At 67.9% G+C, this 18,335-nt stretch carries 19 protein-coding genes and 1 pseudogene; 9 read left to right on the top strand and 11 right to left on the bottom strand.

The window, feature by feature from the left end; all coding sequences use genetic code 11:
- Nucleotides 1-48 precede the first annotated feature (48 nt).
- Nucleotides 49-1,233: an SMI1/KNR4 family protein gene (locus ACFXK0_RS13035; RefSeq protein WP_379410338.1), complete on the bottom strand. Its 1,185-nt coding sequence runs from the start codon at nucleotides 1,231-1,233 to the stop codon at nucleotides 49-51.
- A 234-nt stretch (nucleotides 1,234-1,467) separates the two neighbouring features.
- On the opposite strand from ACFXK0_RS13035, the gene ACFXK0_RS13040 reads away from it, so the two are divergent.
- A complete protein-coding gene (locus ACFXK0_RS13040; RefSeq protein ID WP_379410339.1) occupies nucleotides 1,468-2,682 on the top strand; it encodes an FAD-binding oxidoreductase in 1,215 nt (404 codons plus the stop codon).
- Between the two features lie 115 nt (nucleotides 2,683-2,797).
- Here ACFXK0_RS13040 and ACFXK0_RS13045 read toward each other — a convergent pair whose 3' ends face one another.
- Nucleotides 2,798-3,496 (bottom strand): DJ-1/PfpI family protein, encoded by a 699-nt coding sequence (locus tag ACFXK0_RS13045; RefSeq protein ID WP_379410340.1) that lies wholly within the window; start codon nucleotides 3,494-3,496, stop codon nucleotides 2,798-2,800.
- A gap of 145 nt (nucleotides 3,497-3,641) precedes the next feature.
- On the opposite strand from ACFXK0_RS13045, the gene ACFXK0_RS13050 reads away from it, so the two are divergent.
- From ACFXK0_RS13050 to ACFXK0_RS13060, 3 genes are all read left to right on the top strand, one after another.
- Nucleotides 3,642-4,070 carry a MarR family winged helix-turn-helix transcriptional regulator gene (locus tag ACFXK0_RS13050; RefSeq protein WP_379410341.1) on the top strand — a complete coding sequence of 143 codons (429 nt, stop codon included), beginning with the start codon at nucleotides 3,642-3,644 and terminating at the stop codon, nucleotides 4,068-4,070.
- 62 nt (nucleotides 4,071-4,132) lie between these two features.
- Nucleotides 4,133-4,699 carry an OmpA family protein gene (locus ACFXK0_RS13055; RefSeq protein ID WP_379410342.1) on the top strand — a complete coding sequence of 189 codons (567 nt, stop codon included), beginning with the start codon at nucleotides 4,133-4,135 and terminating at the stop codon, nucleotides 4,697-4,699.
- Between the two features lie 105 nt (nucleotides 4,700-4,804).
- Nucleotides 4,805-5,245: a VOC family protein gene (locus ACFXK0_RS13060; RefSeq protein WP_379410343.1), complete on the top strand. Its 441-nt coding sequence runs from the start codon at nucleotides 4,805-4,807 to the stop codon at nucleotides 5,243-5,245.
- A 16-nt stretch (nucleotides 5,246-5,261) separates the two neighbouring features.
- On the opposite strand, the gene ACFXK0_RS13065 is transcribed toward ACFXK0_RS13060, so the two are convergent.
- Nucleotides 5,262-6,428, bottom strand: a complete 1,167-nt coding sequence (locus ACFXK0_RS13065) for an MFS transporter (protein ID WP_379410344.1) — start codon at nucleotides 6,426-6,428, stop codon at nucleotides 5,262-5,264.
- Between the two features lie 223 nt (nucleotides 6,429-6,651).
- Here ACFXK0_RS13065 and ACFXK0_RS13070 point away from each other — a divergent pair, with 223 nt between their 5' ends.
- Entirely contained in the window at nucleotides 6,652-7,641 is a 990-nt protein-coding gene (locus ACFXK0_RS13070) for a LysR substrate-binding domain-containing protein (protein WP_379410345.1), read from the top strand.
- Between the two features lie 33 nt (nucleotides 7,642-7,674).
- Here the strand turns inward: ACFXK0_RS13070 and ACFXK0_RS13075 are convergent, their stop codons facing one another.
- From ACFXK0_RS13075 to ACFXK0_RS13105, 7 genes are all read right to left on the bottom strand, one after another.
- Nucleotides 7,675-8,103 carry a hypothetical protein gene (locus ACFXK0_RS13075; protein ID WP_379410346.1) on the bottom strand — a complete coding sequence of 143 codons (429 nt, stop codon included), beginning with the start codon at nucleotides 8,101-8,103 and terminating at the stop codon, nucleotides 7,675-7,677.
- A 213-nt stretch (nucleotides 8,104-8,316) separates the two neighbouring features.
- The gene (locus ACFXK0_RS13080) at nucleotides 8,317-9,147 is read right to left on the bottom strand and encodes an LLM class flavin-dependent oxidoreductase (RefSeq protein ID WP_379410347.1); all 831 of its coding nucleotides are present in this window, start codon (nucleotides 9,145-9,147) and stop codon (nucleotides 8,317-8,319) included.
- Nucleotides 9,148-9,342: 195 nt separating this feature from the next.
- The gene (locus ACFXK0_RS13085; RefSeq protein ID WP_379410348.1) at nucleotides 9,343-10,038 is read right to left on the bottom strand and encodes a type 1 glutamine amidotransferase domain-containing protein; all 696 of its coding nucleotides are present in this window, start codon (nucleotides 10,036-10,038) and stop codon (nucleotides 9,343-9,345) included.
- Between the two features lie 77 nt (nucleotides 10,039-10,115).
- Entirely contained in the window at nucleotides 10,116-11,042 is a 927-nt protein-coding gene (locus ACFXK0_RS13090) for a LysR family transcriptional regulator (RefSeq protein ID WP_379410349.1), read from the bottom strand.
- Between the two features lie 54 nt (nucleotides 11,043-11,096).
- The gene (locus tag ACFXK0_RS13095; protein ID WP_379410350.1) at nucleotides 11,097-11,558 is read right to left on the bottom strand and encodes a hypothetical protein; all 462 of its coding nucleotides are present in this window, start codon (nucleotides 11,556-11,558) and stop codon (nucleotides 11,097-11,099) included.
- 163 nt (nucleotides 11,559-11,721) lie between these two features.
- Nucleotides 11,722-12,357: a TetR/AcrR family transcriptional regulator gene (locus ACFXK0_RS13100; RefSeq protein ID WP_379410351.1), complete on the bottom strand. Its 636-nt coding sequence runs from the start codon at nucleotides 12,355-12,357 to the stop codon at nucleotides 11,722-11,724.
- A gap of 60 nt (nucleotides 12,358-12,417) precedes the next feature.
- A complete protein-coding gene (locus ACFXK0_RS13105) occupies nucleotides 12,418-13,434 on the bottom strand; it encodes an NAD-dependent epimerase/dehydratase family protein (RefSeq protein ID WP_379410352.1) in 1,017 nt (338 codons plus the stop codon).
- Between the two features lie 97 nt (nucleotides 13,435-13,531).
- Here ACFXK0_RS13105 and ACFXK0_RS13110 point away from each other — a divergent pair, with 97 nt between their 5' ends.
- Nucleotides 13,532-14,440, top strand: a complete 909-nt coding sequence (locus ACFXK0_RS13110; protein ID WP_379410353.1) for a CPBP family intramembrane glutamic endopeptidase — start codon at nucleotides 13,532-13,534, stop codon at nucleotides 14,438-14,440.
- A gap of 23 nt (nucleotides 14,441-14,463) precedes the next feature.
- On the opposite strand, the gene ACFXK0_RS13115 is transcribed toward ACFXK0_RS13110, so the two are convergent.
- A complete protein-coding gene (locus ACFXK0_RS13115; RefSeq protein ID WP_379410354.1) occupies nucleotides 14,464-15,378 on the bottom strand; it encodes a TIGR03619 family F420-dependent LLM class oxidoreductase in 915 nt (304 codons plus the stop codon).
- A 171-nt stretch (nucleotides 15,379-15,549) separates the two neighbouring features.
- On the opposite strand from ACFXK0_RS13115, the pseudogene ACFXK0_RS13120 reads away from it, so the two are divergent.
- The 3 genes and pseudogenes from ACFXK0_RS13120 to ACFXK0_RS13130 all read left to right on the top strand — a co-directional run.
- A pseudogene (locus tag ACFXK0_RS13120) lies at nucleotides 15,550-16,779 on the top strand (CaiB/BaiF CoA transferase family protein); the annotation flags it as partial.
- An 81-nt stretch (nucleotides 16,780-16,860) separates the two neighbouring features.
- Nucleotides 16,861-17,622, top strand: coding sequence for an enoyl-CoA hydratase/isomerase family protein (locus ACFXK0_RS13125; protein ID WP_379410434.1), 762 nt, complete (start codon nucleotides 16,861-16,863; stop codon nucleotides 17,620-17,622).
- Nucleotides 17,619-18,332: a TetR/AcrR family transcriptional regulator gene (locus tag ACFXK0_RS13130; RefSeq protein ID WP_379410355.1), complete on the top strand. Its 714-nt coding sequence runs from the start codon at nucleotides 17,619-17,621 to the stop codon at nucleotides 18,330-18,332. The genes ACFXK0_RS13125 and ACFXK0_RS13130 overlap by 4 nt, the downstream gene beginning before the upstream one ends.
- The last annotated feature ends 3 nt before the right edge of the window (nucleotides 18,333-18,335 follow it).

Consider the following 18,335-nt stretch of genomic DNA (forward strand, 5'->3'; position numbering starts at 1 on the left):
AGGAGTTACAACCGAGGTGTCACCGCGGTCCGCGGAGCGAGTCCGACATCACGCGGCACCATCGTGCGGTGTACTCAACAGCGCGCGACCGCGTTCCGGGGTGAGGCTGTATGCCAGCACGGGGTCGGCGAGCAGAGCGACCGGGGCGATGTGATCCGGAGTGCGGGGCTGCCAATGCTTCATCGCGGCTTCGAGCGCCTGCCACAGCGCCGCCGGGTCGGTGCGGTGGTCAGCGAGCGCCTGCCGCACCGCGGTGTCGAAGGCCGGGTTTCCGTAGGTGTGGCGGTAGCCGGGCTGCTGCACCCGTGCCCGGTGCTCTTCGACAGCACGTCCTCTCTCGAACCCTTTGTCGTTCCCGGCGGTTACGAGGATCTGGACGACATCGAGCGCCGAGCCGTACCAGGGCTCTTTGTGCTCGTGTTGCAGGAACATACATGGCAGGAATTCGTCGGTGAACAGCGAACCGGTGAAGAATCCGTCCGGGACGGACTCCGGCGACAGCAGCTGTGACAGCAGCCGGGAGGCCTCGTAGGGCGAGGACGTGGCGAGGAACATCTGGAGCTGAACTCGCAGGACGGTGGTGCGTGGACGTCCGAACTCCTGAGCTTTTTCCAGGGCGGCCATGGCGGCGTCGACGTTCCCGGACAGCGCCTCGCCTCGAGCCCGTTCCACCACCAGATCCCAGCTGTCACGAGTCTTGCCCGCCGGCCGGAGAACCCGATGAAAGTCCTGGTACAGCGATTGCATGAGCGCCGTGAACGACGGATGCCGGTGCGGAGATTCAGCCCAGGAGAACACGCTGTAGGCGGCCCACTCGCCGTTCTCGTCACGGTCGCCCGGGTCGAGGAACAGCACCCCGACGTCGGCGTGGAGCGAGATCAGCAGCCCGCGGCCGAACGGGTCGCCCGGTACGCCGGTCGGCGCCTCGGTGACCAGGTCGGCCCACGATTGCCAGGACGGTTCGAGGTCACGGAGCCAGCCCAGATTGGTGGTGTCGCGCATCTGCCACACGAATTCCCCGGCATGACGCCATCCATCGGTGGTCAGCAGAAAGCTGCGATACGAGGGCGGCAATCGCAGGCCGAGCCGCTCCTCGACCGCTGCGATATCGGCCTCGGCGGCCGGGGCGTACCCGAGCCAGCCCTGGCGCACCACCTCGGGCGCCAGGTCACCGAGATCATCGGCGGCGATCCGCTCCTCGCTCCACAGCTCCAGCCTCGGTCTCCAGTTCACGCCACGAACGCTACGACCAGCCACCGACAAGTTTCGGCCTGCGTGCGGATCGGTTGGCCCGCAGATGTCACACTCGCCCGCGCCACGTCGTCGACCGATCAGCAACAGGCAGAACGACAACGAGTAAGGATGAGAACAGTGGGAATCGAGGAATTGCGTTCCGTGGTTCGCAGTCAGGTGCTGACACCGGGTGACACACAGTTCGAGCAGGCTGCCCAGCCGTGGAATACGGCTGTGACGCAATCTGTTTCCGCCGTCGTCACCGTGGCCGACGCGCAGGATGTGGCCGCTGTGGTGGAGTTCGCGGATCGAATCGGACGGCAGGTGGTGACGCAGCCGACCGGCCACGGCGCCACCGGCGATATCGACGAAGCCATCCTCGTGCGCACCACGGCACTGGACTCCATCGAGATCGACGCCGAGCGCCGCGTGGCACGAGTCGGCACCGGCGCCCAGTGGGGCAAGGTGCAGGCCGCGGCCGCCGCGCACGGTCTCGCCGGGCTGTCGGGCAGCAATCCGGTGGTCGGTGTCACCGGCTACACCCTCGGCGGCGGCTTCGGCTGGCTGGCCCGCAAGTACGGTTGGGCCTCGAACGCGGTGCGCGCCTTCGAGATCGTCGACGCGGCGGGCCGCCAGGCACGGGTCACCGCCGACTCCGACCCCGAGCTGTTCTGGGCATTGCGCGGTGGTGGCGGGGATTTCGGTATCGTCACCTCCCTCGAGTTCGACCTGGTGCCGCTGCCGCGCCTCTACGGTGGCCGGGTCATGTGGTCCGCGGACCGGACCCGCGAGGTCTTCGACCTGTTCACCGAACTCACCACCGACGCCCCCGCGGAACTGTCGGTGTGGTTGCAGCGCTATCAGATTCCCGGTGCGGCCCCGACCGTCGCTCTCGACTTCGCCTACCTCGGTGAGATGGCCGAAGGCCGCGAACTGACCGCCCGGCTCGACTCCCTGGACGGTGTCGTCGCCGATACCCGAGGCGAACTCACTCCCGCGCAGATCGGCACGATCACCGCCGAGCCCACCGACCCCAGTCCCTCGCTCTCCCGCGGCGAGCTCCTCACCGATCTCGGCGACGCGGTGGTGAAGACCCTCATCGATACCCCCGTCGCGCCGCTGCTCAACATCCAGATCCGCGCACTCGGCGGCGCGCTCGCCGAGCCACGCCCCGGCGGTGGCGCCCGCGGCCCGGTCACCGAGCCATACGCCCTCTATCTTCTCGGCCTCGGCCTGCCACACCTGATCGAGGACATTCGGTCCCGCTTCGGCGACATCATCGATGCCCTCGGCACCCACATCACCGGCAGCAAGCCCTACACCTTCCTCGCCCCGGGCGAATCCGCCACGGCGGCCTTCGATCAGCCCACCCTGACGCGACTGCAAGACATCAAACGGGCGCGCGATCCACACAATCTGCTCCGCGCCAACTTTCCGGTGCTCGGCTGACCCGGGTGGCCGCTCGCCTCCGGCCAGCGCTGAGCGCGTCGTTCGAAGCACGGCCGCGGTATACCGACCGCGATCAGGCTCCGAACGACGCGCCGCGCACTTCGGATGTCCTCGTTCAGGCCACAGGCAGGAAGACCTTTTCCATGCCCGACTGGAGGCCGGCCACGAAGTCGGCGTTGTCGTTCGAGATCGGGCCTTCGAGCTCGAAAAGGCTGTCACCGTGCAGCGGGAGGGTGTCCCAGGTCCCGGCCAGCGCGGCGGCGCGTTCCTTACCGAACAGTTCTGTGATCAACGCGATGGTGCTGGGATGGACCGTCGCGGCTCCGCCGGAGGTGAAGATCTTGTGCTCGGGCAGCACCGACCAGGCGCGCCGAGGGGCGGCGACATCGGCGCCGAGTTCCCTGAGCCGTCGCCCCAGCACCGCGGCCGCCTGGAAGGAAACACCGTCGAGGATGCCGGAACGGAACACGACGCCCACTCCGGCGCAGTTGGCCGCGACCCAGCGGCCATCGGCGTGGTGTGCGCGGATGAAGTCGAGGATCTGCGGATCGAGGGAGGCGGCACCGCCACCGATCCCGCCGGGGACGTAGATCAGGTCGTAGCGGTCGTCGGGCGAAACCTGCTCGGTCTGGATCTGGGCACCCATATGTGTGGTGACCAGACCGCCCTCGAAGCTACCCAGGGTCACGTTCAGGGTCTCGCCCTGCTGGTCCAGGTCGAACGCCAGAGCCTTGAACAGCTCCCAGGGCGCGAGCAGGTCCTGTTCGCCGACGTTGGGGAAAGCGAGGAACAGGACGTTGGTGATGTCGCTCATCGTGAACTCCTTCATTGTGTCGATCGGTTCACCCCCTACAACATGCACATGATCCATGACTATTCCACATCGATGAATATCGCGGTAAGCTCCTCGCGTCACACCGATGGAAGGAACGGGTTTGGGAACACGCTTCGAGGGGACCGTGCGAGAAAGACGCGCGCTGGACCTGTTCGTCAAACTCGTCCACGCCTCCGCGTCGGTGGAAGCACGCACCAGCGGCCCCGTCCTCGCGGCCGGACTCACCTCCAGCCAGTTCGGGGCACTCGAGACCCTCTACTTCGTGGGCCCACTGCCCGCCGGCCAGCTGGCCGACAAGCATCTCAAGAGCCCGAACAACTTCACCCTCGTCATCACCAACCTGGAGAAACGCGGGCTCGTGCGCCGGGAAAAGGCCCCCAACGACCGCCGCGTGGTCCTGATCGAACTGACCCCCGCCGGCCGGGAAATAGTCGAAGCGACCATGCCGAGCTATGTTCAAGCGATCGTCACCGACCTCGATGTTCTCACCCCGGCCGAGCAGGATCAGCTCGCCGCCCTGCTCCGCAAGCTCGGCCGCGCCGACCTCCGATGACAGATCGCGCCACCGGGTTCACCCGATTCGGGTGAGGCGCGAGACCCTGGAGCCGACGCACGATGACAGCGGCGATGTCCGATCTTCACGACCAGGAGGTTTCGGTGCGACCGAGAAACAGCGTCTACGTGATCGCGTCGATCGCGGCTGCAGTGATGATGACCGCAGCCTGCAGCACCGATGACGACGCCTCAGCCCCGCCGACCACCCCGACCATCCAGGCCAGCACCCTGCGGAGCAGCATCGCCGCAACGGCGTCCGCGGCCGTGAGCTCCGTGCGAGACAGCGCGCAACAAACGGTTCAAGATGCGATAAACAAGGTCCTGACCGCTGCCCCGATCACCTTCGACCCAGGCAGCTCCGACCTCGGCGCGACCAGCACCGCCACCCTGAAAGCAGTCGCAGCTGCCTTACAGGGCAACGACACCAGAATCGAAATCACAACCCACGCCCAGGATTCCAACGTACTCGCCGCCAAATCGCTGGCCGAAGCCCGCGGCGCAAACATCGCCGCCGAACTCGAAGCCGACGGCATCGACACAGCACGCATCACGGTGAAATCCGACGCCAACCCCTCGGACCCCGAGGTCGACGCCGACCAGGCCGAGATCACCGTCGTCGACGGGTGATGAGGCTGGCACGACCGGCGGACGATTGGTAGCTTGTGGCGAAGGGGACGCAATCCGGCACGGGCCGTTTTCGCGCCAACGTCCTTGAACCGCAAAGGAGTATCGGTGGCCGACTTCACCGGATTCGGCAATGTGGTCCTACCCGCACGGGACCTGCCCGCGAGCATCGCCGCTTGGACAGCGTTGCTGGGCCGGCAACCCGCGTTCCAGACCAAGGACTTCGCCGCGTTCTCCGGCAATGGTGTGGAGATCGGGCTGACCGCGGCTCCCTGGGTGGACCACCCGCTGGTCTTCTGGACCGTCGAGGACATCGAACTGACCCACCGCACCTTGGTCGCCGCCGGGGCCATCGCGATGACCGAAGTCGCCGACGGATCACTCGCCGAGGTCGGTAGCGCCGAGGCCGCGACCGGCGACAACATCGATCCGGCCACGGGCATCGTGGACATGCCCGGCGCCCGGCTGGCCGTGCTCAAGGCGGCCGACGGCAACCTGCTCGCCATCACCCAAGAGCTACCGATGGACTGGTCAGCCGACGAGTCCTGAGAGCGATAGGGGGCGCTCATCCGACCGCCAGGTCCGTCCGGGCAGCCTCGGCCGCGCGGCGATCGCGGTACCACGCCGCGCAGCTCAGCGCGATGCCTGCGACGGTGACCACCGCGGCCACCAGGTACACCGCGCGCAGACCGCTGCCGTCGATGACCCGTCCGCCCAGCCAGCCCGCGAAGGCGGCCGCGAGCTGATAGGCCGAGGCATTGACCGCCATGGCCAGTGTCGGCGCTGCCGCCGCTGTGCTGAGCACCCTGGCCTGCATGCCGGGGATCACCGAGAAGCCCAGCGCTCCGAGAACGAACACCAGCACCGCGATAAGCACGGGCGCGGCGCCGGCCAGCCACATGAGGGCCAGGGTGCCGGTCAGCAGGGTCTGCAATCCGATCTGCGACGGCATCAGGGCACGGTCCGACAGGCGTCCGCCGATGAGATTGCCGATTGTCGCGCCGACACCGTAGACCAGCAGCCAGCCCGCCACCGAGCCGCCGGGGAATCCGCTGACATCGGTCAGCAGCGGCGAGAAGTAGGTGAATACCATCAGCACCCCGGCATTGGCGATGGCGGTGATCGCGATAGCCAATTGCACATCGCGGCTACGGAACACGCGTAGTTCGGTCACCGCCGACCCGCCTGCGTTCTCCACCGCAGGCACCAGCCGGATCACCAGCGCCAGCCCGAGCGCACAGACTGCCGCGACCGCCGCGAAGGTGGCCCGCCAGCCGTACTGGTTCCCGATGAACGTTCCCAGCGGCGCACCCAGGATCATGGCCAGGTTCATACCGAGGACCAGCTTCGACACCGTCGAGGCCTGCTTCCCCTCCGGTGCCGTGGACACCGCGGTGACGATCGCGTTCGCGAAGAACGTCGAGGTCACCAGCGCGGTGACGACCCGGGCTGCGAACAGTGTCGCGTAGGTGGGCGCCAGTACCGAGGCCAGATTGCCCAGCACGGCGATCACCAGCAGCGTCACCATCAGGGGTTTGCGTGGATAGCGCGTAGTGAACGCGGTCAGCGTCGGCCCACCGACGATCATGCCGATCGCGTACGCGGTGACCAGCAACCCTGCGGCCGGGATGGAGACACCCAGATCGGTGGCGACATCGGGCAGGATTCCCGCGATGACGAACTCACCGGTGGTGATGCCGAAGACGCACAGTACAAGTGACGCAAGACTCAACAGAAGCCACTCTCCACACTCGAAATCCAACGCGGGTACGCCAGGAGATACCGTCGATTCTCGGCCCGTTGACCCGATTCGAAGCGCCGCCGGAACGGCGTGCGATTTATCCGGTGGTTGGTCGAACTCCGTTGCGGCGTCCGGCCTTCCGTAACAACAGCCTGCCAGTCGCGTACACCCCTCAGCAATGGAGCACCGATTGGAATCACGGTAGTTTGATAATGTGCCGATTATCGATCAGCCCGAGTTCCGCCCGACCAGCATCGATGATCCGACCGCTCATCAACTGCGACTGCTGCTCACCCTCGCCGAGGAGCTGCACTTCGGCCGCGCCGCGCGCAAGCTGTACCTGACGCAGCCCGCGCTGAGTCAGCAGATCCGATCCCTCGAGGAACGTCTCGGCGTCGCACTGTTCCATCGATCGAGCCGCCGGGTCGAACTCACAGCAGCGGGCAGCGCGGTACTGCCCGCTGCCCGGAACGTGGTGGACGCCGCCGACGAACTGCGAAATATCGCCCGCCGCATGGCGTCCGGGTCCGATCGCCTGCGCCTCGGCGTGTGCGAGAGCTTCACCGCGCTGGCATCCACTCGCGCCATCATTGCCGCCGTGCGCCAGCGGCATCCCGAGCTCGGGCCGGACGTCCGGGTACTGGATCGGTTCAGCGACCAGCTCGCGGCCCTGCGGACGGGCGAAATCGACGCCGCGTTCGCCCATTTCCCGATGCCGGAGGACCTGCACTGCGAACCGCTCACAGTCGAACCCCGGCTGGCGTGCATCGCGGGCGACGACCCGCTGGCTGACCGCTCCTCGCTACGTCTGGCGGATCTGGCCGAGCACCGGGTGATCAGCCTGGTTTCACCGACCTTCCGGGCAGGCCACGACTTCTGGTCGGTGAACCCGCGCCCGGATGGTTCCCAGGTCCGGTACGCGGCGCACCCGGGGGCAAGTTTCGAGTCGCTGCTTTCCTCCGTCTCCCTGGGCACGGCGGTCGCCTTCGTTCCGGCAGTCGCAGCCGAGCTCTATCCCCGGCCGGATCTGCGCTATCTGGATGTCGAGGATCTCACCCAGTGCACCTTCGGCATCGCCTGGCACCCAGGCAATCCGATGCAGACGAAGTCGGCCACCCTCCAGTCGGTCGTCGACGCCTTTCGGCGGAACGCCTTGTCGCGCACCCAAACTGCTGACCGCCCGCGCTGGGCGGCCTTCCGATGAACCTGAACGACCGGAGGTTCATGGGCCATCGACTCAGTGTTTCCCGTCAGGTTTTCCCTCAGGGCGCAGGTTGTACGACTCGTGCGCGATCATGATCACCAAGAGTGCCGGGTGGATCAGTAGCAACCACCACGATTGCGCCATCGCGAAGGCCAAGACCCACAAGCCGACAATCCCCCAGCTGACGAACGCGGCGCCGCTCGCGGTCGCGTAGTCGCGGCCGCCACCACGAAAGTGCCGATACCACACGACCTGCCAGCCTGCGCAGCCCACCGCCATCCACGTCAGGGAGGCAATGATCGAGAGCCATTCGCCCGCTGGACTGTCCGGCGTCGGATGCTCCCGGACGGCGATGAATACTGCGCCGCCGGCCAGGACCGCAGCCATCACCAGGAACCCGATCATCGCCTGGAGACGTCTGCGCGCCCGGAGTCTGCCGTGCTCTTCCCACCACCAGTCCACCTGTCCAGGATGAGGTTCGCGGTTCCGCACTGGCAAGACCGGCGGCGCCGAGTTGAGCTTCCGCTCGCCTGGGCCGTCTTTGCCGTTTCTGCACTCGCCTGCTCGGCTACGGCGAGTTCTGCCTCGAGTGGGTCGGGGCCCCGTGCTTCGAGGTTCGGTCGACCAGGTCGGTCCGGCCTCGGCATCAGGAGGCCGGACCGACGCGGTGCGAGGTCAGCCGATTACATCGGCGAAACGGTCGACCTGCTCCGGATCACTGCCGTAGCAGTACAGAACGACCTCATCGGCGCCGAGGTCGGCGAACTGCCGGACTACCGTCCGGATCTCCTCGGAAGTGGTGCGCAGGCCCGACACCATGTTCTCGGCCCAGCCGGTGAACTCGTAGTACGCGCCGATGGCCGCACGAGCTTCGTCGACGACGACCTGCGGACCGAGGACGGCATTGACCTGAGCGACGATCCGCGGCTCGCCCACGCGGCCGTGCTCATGCCAGGTCTTGCGGACCGAATCGAACAGACCGGCCGCCCAGTTCGGTGGGACGGCGGACAGGAATCCGTCGCCCCAACGTGCGACCCGTTCCAGCGCTTTGGGTTTGAAGCCACCGAACAGCAGCTCGGGCCCACCGGGACGGCTCGGCATGGGGCCGATGGGTCCACAGTCGGCACTGAAGTGCTCGCCGGACCAGAGCCGCTGGAGCTGGGCCAGCTGATCGTCGAGCCGGCGGCCGCGCGTACGCAGCTCGGTGCCGGTGGCCAGGTGATCGTCGGCACGGCCGCCGACGCCGAGGCCGAGCACCAGCCGACCGCCGGACATGCGATCAAGTGTCGCAACCTGTTTCGCGAGCAGCGAGGTCTCCCGCAGCGGCGCGAGCAGTACCTCGGTCTGCACCCGGATACGGCTGGTGGCACCCGCGATGACCGACAGCGCGACCAGCGGCTCGGGATTGTCGTAGACGACGCGGTCGAGCAGACCGAGGGTCGAGAACGGTCCGGCGTCGGCACGGCGAGCCCAATCGAGCAGGGTGACGGGATCGGAGATAGGCATTCCGAGTCCGATATGCATAGATTCCTCCAGGAAAATGGGTGGGCAAAATCTGCCGCCCACTCCAACGCCTGGATCATGAGGCGAGGGCTCTCACTCTGCGGCTGTACTTCCAGAGAGCACCAATCGGATTGGGGACACTATAGATTCAGGCGAGGCGATCGCGCAAACCTTCGTCCAGCCGGTCGGCAGCCATGATCAGGACAGCTTCCCGAGCAGTTCCTCGGCCACGCCCGCCGAAGAGGCCGGGTTCTGGCCGGTGACGAGGTTGCGGTCGACCACCACGTTCGGCGTCCACGGCTCGGCTTCGGCGAAGTCGGCGCCGAACGCGATGAGGCGGTCCTGCAGCAGCCATTCGGCCCGGTCGGCGAGCCCGGCCTGGACCTCTTCGGCGTTGGTGAACCCGGTGAGCCGGTAGCCGGTGAAGGCATTGACGCCATCGGATCTCGTCGCCGCCAGCAGCGCGGCGGGTGCGTGGCAGACGATCCCGAGGGGCTTGCCCGAGTCCAGGGTCGCGACGAGCAGCGCACCAGAGGTGGGGTCGACGGCGAGGTCTTGCATCGGGCCGTGGCCACCGGGGTAGAACACCGCGTCGTAATCGCCGAGCCGGGCATCCTCCAGTGCGACCGGGTTGTGCAATTCCGGGCTGGTGGCGATGACGCCGGCCCGGTGGTCGGCGGTTTCCTGACCGCCGTTGACCTCCGGCGCCAAGCTGGCCTGATCCACCGTGGGCACGACGCCCCCGGGCGTGGCGATCACGATCTCGTGACCACCCGCTTTCAGCTTCTCGAAGGGAACGACGAATTCCTCGGCCCAGTAGCCGGTGGGGTGCCGTGTTCCATCGGCCAGCGTCCAGTAGTCGACGCCGGTCATCACGAACAAGATCTTGGGCATGGTCCGCCTTTCGGGTAGGCCCTCGAAAGTAGTCTCGCCGCGCTACCGGATGCCAATAGCAATGCCGATGTCTGTTATCAGAATTTCAATGCCTCGGTGAGCAGGTGCCGCGCCACCCGGTCGACATGCCGTCGGCCAGCGGCGCCGTGCCGACGGGCCAGGAAGGCGGTGTTGATCGGTGGGTCGTCCGGTTCGAGCAACTCGACGACGCGGCCGGCCGCACGCGCGGATTCATACAGATAGCTCGGCAGCACACTGATGCCCGCGCCGGCACACACCGCCGTCAGGACCGCGCGCAGATCATCGACAACCAGTGCCGCTTCCGCATCGAGGCGAGTGCCGAAGACATGGCGCCAATAGCGTCGCAGGATCGGCAGGTCGGCGGCGTAGCTGAGCAGTGGGATGCCCGCCAACGCGGTGGGCCCGTTCTCGGCGAGCCGGGCGCGGTCGATCCGTGCGGCGACCTCCGGCGCCGCGACCAGCCCGAACGTCTCGTCGCAGAGCGCGTCGGCGATCAACGTCCGGCCACGTGGGCGCTGCGTCGAGATGACCAGGTCGAGGTGACCTGCGCGCAGGTCGGCCAGCAGATCCTCGGTCAGCCCGGTGCGCACATGCACTCTGATTCCCTCGGCGATCAGTGGAGCCAGGGCCGGCATCCCTACTACCGCGAGAAAATCGGCTGGACCACCCAGCAGAACCGGCGGTTCCGGAACGGGCGGGGCATCCGGGTGGTCCGGTGTGAATACCGCTGCCAGCGCGTCGAGCGCCCCCGAAACTCGCGCGGCCAGATCATCAGCCGCGGGTGTCGGCGCGACACCTCGCGGCAGACGTTCGAACAGTGGCCTGCCCAGGTGCCGCTCCAGTGCCTGCAATTGCTGGGTCACCGCCGGCTGGGAATACCCGGCCTGACGCGCGCCCGCGGTGATCGAACCGGCCCGATACACCGCCAGGAACGTCCGCAGCCGAGTCAGATCGAACAGGGCATCAGCGGATTTTTCGACCACTGATGAAGCCTATCGAAAAACCGATCTGACCACGTCAGCCACATCTCGCGGGCGTCAGTCGCGCGAGGATCGGCTCGCGTTCACTCCGGTCGCCAGGGCGACGACGACCGCGGACAGGGCCGCGAACACCACAGCGCCCAGCACAACGGTCGCGGCCGTCGCGGTGAACTGGTCCCACGCCCCCAGGATCAGCACCACGCCCGCGACGATGGCGATCGAGTCCGCCAGGACGACGGCCAGGACACCGGCATCGCTGCGTACCAGCCGGGGAGCGAAGCCCATCACAGCCAGGCCCTGCAGCAAGGTCACGATCCCGACCGCCAACAGCGCGCCGCCCGCAACGCCCGTGCCCACACCGGAACCCGCCATGAGAAGAACGAACGGGACGAAGGCGTAGAGGGCGCGAACTGCGCCGACCCCCCGGATCACCGGTACCGACACCCCTCCGCTCGCGTGGCGGGCGGGCGCGACAGGCGCGATACCGGTCCGAACATTGGCTACCTGGAAGGTCGTCATTTCCCTCTCCCTCTATTTTCACAACTGCGTGCAATTGCACGTACCTGTGAAAATACGCGTCCTGCACAGCGGTGTGCAAGAGGCCGGGTGCGGTTGGTGAACGGACTCACACGGAAGTGCGAAAGTGACGCCCGAGGTCAGGCGCGGGCGTGAAGTCGGCTCGTCAGCTGGACGCGTCGGCGGCGGCCGTCCGCGCGATGTCCGCCGCGAGGTCGCGATCGACACCTACCGAGATCAGGCAGGTTCGTCCGGCGACCTCGGCGGCGTCCGCCGCGACCCACTCGCCGTCGTTTCGCGCATTCAACAGGGCCAGGACCATGGCGGTGAGGACCCGCGCGACCGCCACCGGCGGAAGGTCGCCGTGGAAACTTCCGTCGGCTTGACCTCGTTCGATCAAGGTGACGACCACCCTGCGGACCGGGCCGAGCCGATCGGCCGTCCGCACGCAGGACTGCGTCTCGTCCAGGCGCAGCAACAGCCGGAATTCGTCGCCGACCGCCCACAACGCGATCGTCATGTCGGCAACGGCGCGAGCGGGCGCGCGGCGCATGTCGATGGCGTCGAGTGCGCGGTCGACCTCCTCGAAGGCCTGGTCGAGCAGGCCACCGATCAACGCCTCCCGCGTCGGGAAGTGCCCATACAACGTACGACGGACCATTCCGGCAGCGGTGGCGATGTCCTCCATGCTCGCGGCGGGATCGCGCAGCAGTTCCTCTCCCGCCACGGCGAGAATGCGCTGCCGGTTGGCCAGCGCGCGCGGTCCGAGACCGGCGACGAGAGGGGCGCTGCGAACTGTCATGTGAGTCCTTTCACTCCTCACCTTCGCATATTTGCGCAACCATGTGCGAATGCGGGTCTCTCACTCGGCTTCGATGGCAGCCACGCCTTCGGCATAGGTCGTGACCCGGAACTCGGGGAAGGCCTGCATGAATTTGTCCGAGACGAAGAGGTTGTCCACGTCGTATCGCGGCAACAGTTCCCACAATTCGCGCGCGCCCGGGTTGAAAAGCCGAGCGGCGAAGAACATCGGGCGCGTGGTGATCGAGTAGTCGATCTTGCGACCCCAGGACGTGGATGCCAGCTCGAGCAAACCCCGGTATGTCACACGGTTGTCGTCACACGGCAGATGCCAGGTCTGCCCGTAGGCCGACGGCGTGTTGCCGATCAGGGCCATGGCGCGGCTGGCATCCGGGGTCCAGATCAAGGTCCGCAGGGTGTCGTCGCGCAACGGGACCCGCGGCTTCTCACCCGCCACGACAGGATCGAACACCAACTCGTTGGTGAAGCTCTGCGTACTGCCCGGGCCGTAGAACTCCGGTGCGCGGCAGATCACCGCCTCGACCCGGCCTGCGGCCATGGCCTCGAGCAGGATGGTCGTCATCTTCGCCCGGGTGTGCGCCTTGCTCCCGGCAGGGGCGAATCGCGTCTGCTCGGTCTGCGGCTCACCGGTCATCGGATACATGTACGTGTTGTCGAAGAACACGAGCTTGACCCCGTGCTGCTCACAGGCCGCGATCGTGTTCTCCATCATCACCGGCAGCTGATCCGCCCAGAGTTTCGCATCCGGCGGCAGGCCGACGGTCAGGTACGCGATCTCGCTGCCCGCGACCGCCGAGGCGGTCTGCCCGGCATCCATGAGGTCCGCCGCGACCAGTTCATCGGTGTCGTGCAGCCGTCTGGGATTACGGCTCACCAGCCTGATGTCCTTCGTGAACCGCCGGTGGAGCTCGCGGGCGAGCTCGGTCCCGATCTGCCCGTTCGCTCCGAGAATCGTCTGCACGACAGAAAGCCCTTTCGATTGCCGGTCGTTGACAACAAGCCAACCAATGTTAGCACCATAAACATCCGGCTCACCCGCCAGAGCTACCGCCGTCACCTACTCCAGTGTGATCTCACGGTGCGATCCGGCTGCCTACTGTCGGCTGCGCCATCCGCGGCAATCGCGAAACCTCCAGCAGACAGAGATCGGAATCATGAAACCCACAGATCGTGCGGAAAGCGCGCTCTCCCACGCTGAACTGTCCCCCAGCCGGCGCCGGTTGCGCAGGTTCCGGGTCCCCGTCCTGGTTGTGGTGTCGCTCGGCGTGATCGCGGCGTTCGCCGGGATCGACCGGCTCGTCGCGCCCGTCCCCGCGCTCGCGCTGCCGGTGGGGATCGGGCTGGCCTGCGCCGGGGTGGTCGGCTACCGCAGGCTGTCCCGAATCGTCGAGTCCCGCTCGAGCGTCCCCGAACTCGCGACCGCGGGCGCGTGGCCCTGGTTGTGGCGTGGGACGCTGATGGGGTCCGGCCTGTTCACCGCGGTGATGCTGCTCATCGCCGCGTTCGGGGGCTGGCAGGGCCTGGCCTGGGGCTCGGTCGGCGGGCTCCTCGCGACCGCGGGCGCGATGGCGGCCGTTGCGGTCGCCGAGGAGATCCTGTTCCGCGGGATCGTGTTCCGCATCCTGGAGGAACGGACCGGTACCGTGGTGGCGCTGGTCGGGTCCGCGCTGCTGTTCGGCGCGGCACACCTGGTCAATGCCGACGCCACACTGCTCGGCACGCTCTCGATCGCGGTGACCGGCGGAACCCTGACCGCCGCCGCCTATGTCGCGACCCGCTCACTGTGGCTGCCGATCGGCCTGCACTTCGGCTGGAACTTCATCCAGGCCGGCGTCTTCGGTGTCACGGTGTCCGGCTCGGGCACCGCGGCCGACGGCCTGCTGCACACCACACTGTCCGGGCCGTCCCTGCTGACCGGTGGCGCATTCGGACCGGAGGCCAGCCTGTTCGCGCTGCTCGTCTGCCTGGTGCCCATCACCATCCTGCTGCGTCGGGCCGCCCGCACCGGCCAGATCCGGCGCCGCCCACGAGGGTCCCACCCGGCCGTACAGGCATCGGGGTAGCTCGGGCGCAGGACGGCTCCGGGTCAGTGGGTGGCGATCACAGCCTCTCCGAACGCTCGCACGAATTCGGCCGCCGCCGCGGGGCCGGAGCCGTCGACGTGCACCACCGCCCACGTCGCGCCACGTTTCGCGAGGTCGTCGACGGTCGTGACGGCCGCGCGCACACTGTCCCGGTCCCCGAAATCCAGGTGCGGACAGACGATCTGGATGTCGATGGCGTCGGGATCACGGCCGGCCGCCGCCAGCGCCCGGCGCAAGCTGTCGACGCCGAGCCCGAAGTCCTCCGCGTTCTCGATCGCACTGGTTCGCATGGCCGCGGCCATCTCCGCGCCGGCGATGATCGGCATCCAGCCCGCACCGTGCCGGACGACCCGGCGGCGCGCCGCGGCCCCGTTGCCGCCGATCCAGATCGGCGGGTGTGGCCGCTGCACCGGGGCTTGCAGCCACAGCGGACCTGGTGCACCGAAATCTGTTCCGGCGACGGGTGTTTCCGGATCCGACCAGATCCGCCGCACCGCGTCCAGGGCCTCGTCGAGGAGTTCGCCGCGCCGGTCGTGGTCGACACCGAGCGCGGCGAACTCGGCGCGCAGGTAGCCGGCGCCGACACCCGCGATCAACCGGCCGCCGGACACGATGTCGAGGCTGCCGAGCGCCTTCGCCGCCAGATACGGGGTGCGGAACGGCAGCACGTACAGATTCGTGAGCAACCGGATCCGGGTCGTGACACCCGCCATGTAGCTCAGCGCCGCGATCGGGTCGAGCGTGTTGTGTCCACCGTTGCGCCGCCACTTCAGCGACGGCGCCGGATGCTCGCTCAGCGCCACCGCCGAGAAGCCGGACTCCTCCGCCTGGGCGACGATGTCGCGGATCACCGCGGGCCGCAGGAACTCCTCGGAGGCCGCAGGCAATTCACTCGGATACTCGAGAACGTACTTCACCTGGCGGATTCCTTTCGCCGGGCTCACCGCGTCCGTTGCCGCACCGGGCGGCACGCCCCGGCCTGCGAACGACGACAAGAGCAACAGTGGTCAATTCGGTCTAAGTTACTGTATATCTTACAGTAGAAATTACGTGCCGCTCCGGCACCGGCGGCGACGCGAAAGAGGTGGGTGGTGGACGCTCCTGTCCAGGACGAGACGGCCGGCCCGTTGGCCGGGGTCACCGTCGTCGCGCTCGAGCAGGCGGTGTCGGCACCGATGTGCACCCGCGCACTGGCCGACCTCGGCGCCCGGGTGATCAAGGTGGAGAACCCGCGCGGCGGCGATTTCGCGCGGCACTACGACGACGTGGTGCACGGGCTCGCCGCGCATTTCGTCTGGGCCAATCGGGGCAAGGAGTCCGTGGCCCTCGATCTCAAACACCCCGACGGCACCGCGGTGCTGCACCGGCTGCTCGACCACGCCGATGTGTTCGTCTCGAACCTGGCGCCGGGAGCGACCGCGGCGCTGGGGATCTCCCCGGCGCAGCTCGCCGAGCGCCACCCCGATCTGGTGGTGCTGGAGATCGATGGGTACGGCGAGGGCGGTCCGCTGTCGCACAAACGCGCCTACGACCTGCTGATCCAGGCGGAGTCCGGGGTCTGCGCGGTCACCGGATCACCGGGAGCGCCGGCCAAACCGGGCCCGCCCGTCGCCGATGTGGGTTCCGGATTGTATGCCGCGCTGACGATCACCGCCCTGCTCTACGCCCGGCGCGCACAGCAGGGACGCACACCCGCCCCCTTCACCCGCGCCTCGGTGAGCCTGTTCGACACCGCGGCCGAACTGATGGGCTACCAGCTCACCTACACCCGGCACACCGGCATCGACCAGCAGCCGCTCGGCATGAGCTCCCCCGCGGTCGCTCCCTACGGCGCCTATCGCACTGCCGACGGCGAGACAGTGGTGCTCGGCACCACCAACGACGGCGAGTGGCGGCGCCTCGCCCGCGAACTGCTCGACCGTGCCGATCTCGCCGAGGACCCCCGCTACGCGCACAACGCCGACCGGGTGCGGCTCCGGGCGGAACTGGATCGCGAGATCGCCCGGTGGTGCGCCCGGCACGCGGTGGACGTCGTCCAGGCGCGCGCCGACGCGGCGGGCATCGGGAACTCCCGCTTCCGGACCCCGTGCGAGGTCGTCGCGCATCCCCATCTGACGGCTCGCGGACGCTGGCGCGAGATCGATACCGCGGCGGGCCGGGTGACCGCACTGCTGCCGCCGCCGGTGATCGCCGGGTTCGAGCCGCCGATGGGCGCCGTCCCCGCACTCGGCGAACACACCGACACCGTGCTGGCGACAGCCGGATTCGACCCGACCGAGATCACGCAGTTCCGCGATCTCGGTGCGATCGGCACCGCGCCGCGACCGCTGACAGCTCGCCGACGAAAGGATGATCCCGTGACCGACGAACCCGTCGTGCTCATCGACCACACCGACGGTGTGCGCACGCTGACGCTCAACCGGCCCCGACGGAAGAACGCGATCAGCACGCCGATGTGGCACGCGTTGCGGGCCGCGCTCGATGACATCACCGCCGACCCGTCGGTGCGCGCGGTGGTGCTGACCGGAGCGGGCGAAACATTCTGCGCGGGAGCCGATATCGCCGCCGCCGAGGGGATGGACGAGTTCCCCGATCCGGCCGCGGAATTGCAGACGATCAACGAGACCGTGCGGCTGCTGCACGAACTGCCGGTGCCGACGGTGGCGAAAGTCCGCGGTGTCGCCGTCGGTGCGGGCTGGAATCTCGCGCTGGCCTGTGATCTGGTCGCCGCGACGCCGGATGCCCGGTTCTGCCAGATCTTCGCTCGCCGCGCCCTGTCGGTGGACTGCGGTGGCTCGTGGCTGTTGCCCCGGCTCGTCGGTCTGCAGCAAGCCAAACGGCTGACCATGCTGACGGAGATGATCGACGGCGCGCAGGCCGAGGCTCTCGGTCTGGTCACCTGGCTGCGGCCGGCCGACTCGATCGACGGATTCGTCGCCGAGGTGGCCGGAAGGCTCGCAGCGGGGCCACCATTGGCGCTGCGCCAGACCAAGTCCCTGCTCAACGCGGGATCCGAACGCAGCCTGACGGAGGCGCTGGATGCCGAGGCGCACGCCGCGGGCGTCAACCTCACCGGTGCCGATGTGCTCGAGGCGTTCGCCGCCTACGCCGAGAAACGCGCACCGGTGTACGCCGCCGCCGACGTGCGGATCGCGCCGTGACCGGGCGGGAACTGAGCCGGCCGCGGCGCAGGCGCGAGCGCGGGTCGCTCAATCCCGACGACATCATCGACGGCGCGTTCGAACTGGCCGAACAGGTGTCGGTCGACGGGCTGAGCATGCCGCTGCTCGGCAAGCATCTCGATGTCGGTGTCACCAGTATCTACTGGTACTTCCGCAAGAAGGACGACCTGCTCAACGCCATGACCGACCGGGCGCTGCGTCAGTACATCTACGCGGTGCCGTACCCGTCGGTCGACGCGCACGACTGGCGGGAGTCGCTGTCACGGCACGCGCGCACCATGCGCAAGGCGTTCCTGAACAATCCGATCCTGTGCGATCTCGTGCTGATCCGCTCGGCGCTGAGCCAGCACGCCGCGCGACTGGGCGCCGAGCAGGTGGAGCGCACGGTGGCCAGCCTGGTCACCGCGGGGCTCTCCGTCGACGAGGCGTTCGCTGTCTATTCCGCGGTCAACCTGCATGTGCAGGGGTCGGTGGTGTTGCAGCGGCTGCACGACAAGAACCAGGAACTCGGCAGTGACGCGACGGCCTACTACGACGTCATCCGTATCGAACCCGAGACCACGCCGCTGCTGGCGGCGGCGATGGCCGAGGGCAGGCGATCCGGAGCGCCGGACGAGCGGAACTTCGAATGGGGTCTGCAGTGCATTCTCGACCACGCCAAACGCGCGATCGACGCGCAGCAGCGGTGACGC

Origin of the sequence: Nocardia sp. NPDC059177 (assembly GCF_042755165.1) — a bacterium.
GTDB lineage: Bacteria > Actinomycetota > Actinomycetes > Mycobacteriales > Mycobacteriaceae > Nocardia.